This window comes from Weizmannia agrestimuris (assembly GCF_943193165.1).
GTDB lineage: Bacteria > Bacillota > Bacilli > Bacillales > Bacillaceae_C > Weizmannia > Weizmannia faecalis.
Genome location: NZ_CALPDC010000087.1, coordinates 1 through 3,933 on the forward strand (window position 1 = coordinate 1; position 3,933 = coordinate 3,933).

At 43.8% G+C, this 3,933-nt stretch carries 3 protein-coding genes; all 3 read left to right on the forward strand.

Annotated elements, in window-relative coordinates; genetic code table 11:
- Positions 1–242: hypothetical protein (locus tag NFR98_RS15565; protein WP_251460563.1), on the forward strand; the 242-nt coding region annotated here is incomplete at its 5' end.
- A 59-nt stretch (positions 243–301) separates the two neighbouring features.
- A complete protein-coding gene (xylB, locus tag NFR98_RS15570; RefSeq protein ID WP_251460565.1) occupies positions 302–1,801 on the forward strand; it encodes a xylulokinase in 1,500 nt (499 codons plus the stop codon).
- Between the two features lie 341 nt (positions 1,802–2,142).
- Positions 2,143–3,933, forward strand: a 1,791-nt coding sequence (locus NFR98_RS15575) for an Ig-like domain-containing protein (protein WP_251460567.1), incomplete at its 3' end; no start/stop codon positions are given.

Sequence of the window (3,933 nt, forward strand, 5' to 3'; positions counted from 1 at the left end):
GGAAATTTTTACATACTGAATCACTAAAAGTGCATTTATCGAATAGTCGGACACCACTATATCCTTACTCTTGGGAAATCTACCTATTAACGGCGTTTGTTATATTTTCGTCACGGATTCAGGTTGAAAACTATATTCTTGATAAAAAAGAAATTACAAACCAATCCGGTCACCTGGAACAACTGAAAAACACGCTGAACCATTATATTGTGCAAGAAGCCTATCAAAGTGTAAATGCGTAAAATTCCGAACCGGTCTGCCTGGATGAAGGCCGGCCGGTTTATTCTATGGGGAGATTATGATGAAATATGCAATCGGTGTCGACCTTGGGACAAGTTCTGTTAAAGTATTGCTTGTTGACCAAAATGGACAGGTGGTTTCATCTGTTTCCAAATCCTATCCGTTAATGCAGCCACACCCGGGTTACAGCGAACAGGATCCGGAACAGTGGGTCGAAAAAACAGTTGAAGCTTTGAAAGAACTAACGGAAAAATCCGGGGTTCCCCGCGAGGAAATTGAAGGGCTCAGTTTTTCTGGCCAAATGCACGGGCTTGTGCTGCTGGACGAAAATCTGCAAGTCATCCGCAATGCAATTCTTTGGAACGACACAAGAACAACGGAACAATGCAAAAAAATCGATCAAGTACTGGGTGGCAAGCTGCTGGAAATTACAAAAAATCCGGCCTTAGAGGGGTTCACGCTCCCGAAGATGCTTTGGGTCCAGCAGTATGAACCGGAAAACTTCCGGAAAACGCGTGTCTTTCTCCTGCCAAAAGATTATCTTCGTTACCGGTTAACCGGAACGATTGGCATGGATTACTCGGATGCAGCGGGCACCCTGTTGCTAGATATCGTTAATCAGTCGTGGAGCACGGATATTTTGCGCACATTTGACATCCCGGCCGGCATTTGCCCGCCGCTTGTTGAGACGGAAGCAGAAGTCGGCACATTATTGCCGGACATCGCTACGACGTGCGGCCTTTCTCCTGCGACCAAAGTGTTTGCCGGTGGGGCGGACAATGCCTGCGGTGCGATTGGCGCCGGCATTTTAGAAGAAGGTAAAGCACTTTGCAGCATTGGCACATCCGGTGTATTCCTTTCATATGAATCAGACAGCAATCAAAACTTTGGCGGCAAAGTGCATCTTTTTAACCACGGACAGAAAGATGCTTACTATATAATGGGTGTTACACTTGCCGCCGGATACAGTCTGTCCTGGTTTAAGGATACATTCGCAAAAGGCGAAGATTTTGCAACATTGCTGGAAGAAGCCGCGCATTCTTCGATCGGGGCAAACGGCCTGCTTTTCACGCCGTTTATTGCCGGGGAAAGAACGCCCTATGCCGATGCAAAAATCCGCGGCACTTTTACAGGCATTGATTCTTCACATACCAGGCGGGATTTTACCCGTGCAGTGATGGAAGGTATTGCCTTCTCTATCAATGAAAGCGTTGAAATTTTTCGGGAATATGGTAAGAACATCGACTCCGTGATATCCATCGGCGGCGGTGCGAAAAGTGACCTATGGCTGCAAATTCAGGCTGATATTTTTCAAGCAAAAGTCATCAAACTTCAGAATGAACAAGGTCCTGGGATGGGCGCCGCCATGATTGCAGCAAGCGGATTAGGATGGTTCTCTAACCTCAAAGATTGCGCAGCCGCCTTTATCCGGACAGGCCGGACATTTGAGCCGGTACCGAAAAACGTGAATCGTTACCGGGATTTTTATCAGGTTTATAAAGATGTTTATCCGCACACCGTCGCGATCAATCACCAGTTGTTTGATTTAAGGGAGGAATGAGGGGGCTGCAGCACATTCAATTTGCTAAATGTACCGTATGTTGGCTTTTTTTCGAAAAATAGTCGCTTTACCCTCTTTTATCCGTTGAAACAGTTTTCAAGTAAAAAGTATTTCTATAAAAAATTTACATTCAGTATTTTGCTAATCCCTGGAATTTTTTCCAATTCCGGGGTTTTTGCTTATCCTATCTCCAAAAATTTAGAGGGAAGAATTTCTGATAAACTCTGGACAATATTTAGAAAATATTGTAAACTTTAAACAAAGTGGTTTTCATTTCCTTTTTAATATGAAGGGGTTCTGCAAACTTGGGAGTGAGATCCACCAGATTAGGGGGGAGTTATATGAAAAAAGTGAGATTCGTACTCTATGTATTGTTAGCGTTCTCTTTGATCGTTGGGTTGCCGATAGGTGCGCAGGCAAGTAGCGGAGATACGAATTACTATGAACTCATCAGCAATGAATTTCCTGATGGTTCAAACTCTGAATATACCGGTTCTTTCCGCATTAATAACGATGCTTATGCCGAAAGCAAAAAACTCAGCCCGTCCGCATATCGTATGGATTACGTGGCACCGTTTGATACAGAGAAAAACCAAAATAAAGCCCTGAAAAAAGAAACAAAATCGATTAAAAAAGATTATGTTAAAGGGGACAGCAAATCGTTCTATGTTCAAAATATAGAAACCAGCGATTTTTCATCCATTTCTGCAACGCTTCTTTATAGCGGCGACCACGCCAACGTTTGGGTGAACAACAACGATATTACAGAGGATGAAGCAGCATTACTTGGAAAAGAATTCGATAATAAAATCTATCGATTAGATGTCGATAATTTCGGATTGCCATCTGATGTTGACCAAAACGGGAAGGTCAATATACTATGCTATGATATTCAAGATGGATTTAGTGGAAGTGGCGGTTATGTGGCTGGTTATTTTTCTCCGCGTGACCTGTATCATTACAGCTATTCCAATCAGTCGGAAATTTTCTATATTGATACCTATCCGCTGATGGGCATGTCTGGTACTAAAGATGTTTCGCAAGCTTATTCTACGCTGGCGCATGAATTTCAACATATGATTAATTTTAACCAGAAAGTATTTGTGCAAGGATTGACCGATATGGATACTTGGATGGATGAGGGCCTCTCGATGGCGGCTGAACAAATTTATACCGGTGCACCGTTGAATGACCGGATCGATTACTACAATGAAGATGCGGACATTACAAAAGGCCATTCGCTCCTGTATTGGGATTATGCGGGTGACACATTGGCAAACTATTCTTTGTCATACCTGTTTATGGAGTATTTAAAGGCCCAGTGCGGACAAGGAAACACGATTTATAAAGAATTGATTAGTGATCCACATACTGATTATCAAGCAGTGCAGAATATCATCCACAAATACATTGATCCGAACCTTAGCTTTGGCCAGTTTATGACAGATTTCCGTGCTGCACTTGTCTTGAAAGAAGACACCGGCCTTTACGGATTTAAAGGGGATACCGCTTTTGACGGGCTGAAAGTAAAAACCTACAGCGGTTCCTCCATCAATATAAAAGGCGGCGGAGCCATCGTCAAAGCTTTAAGCTCCAAAGATGATTTTCAAGTTCCTTCTGACAAAGGAACCGATATCACCTATACGCTTCTTGAAAAAGGAGATGCAGGCGCTGTAACGTCCCTGTCAAAACCGTCCGTTCAAACGGTTGGGGATAATGACACAGTGGTTACCGGTACGGCCGACCCGAATGTGACTGTGAAAGTAGCGGTGAGCGGAAAGGAAATTGGTTCCGATTCTACCGATTCAAATGGAAGTTTTTCGGTCAGCATTCCTAAACAAAAAGCCGGAACAGAACTGCATGTGCATACAGAAGACAGTAAGGGCAATCAGAGTGAAGAAACCGTCGTCACTGTTCAAGACAAAACGGCTCCGGCAGCTCCAAAAGTCGGAGAAGTAAGCGATACAAGTACTGTGGTTACAGGAGCCACGGAAGCGGGGGCAAAAGTAACAGTAAAATCGGGCTCGAAAATCTTAGGCACGGCAAAGGCTGATCATAACGGTGCATTCAAGGTAACCATCGCAAAACAAAAAGCAGGAACGAAGCTTGTCGTTTATGCAGAGGATGCAGCA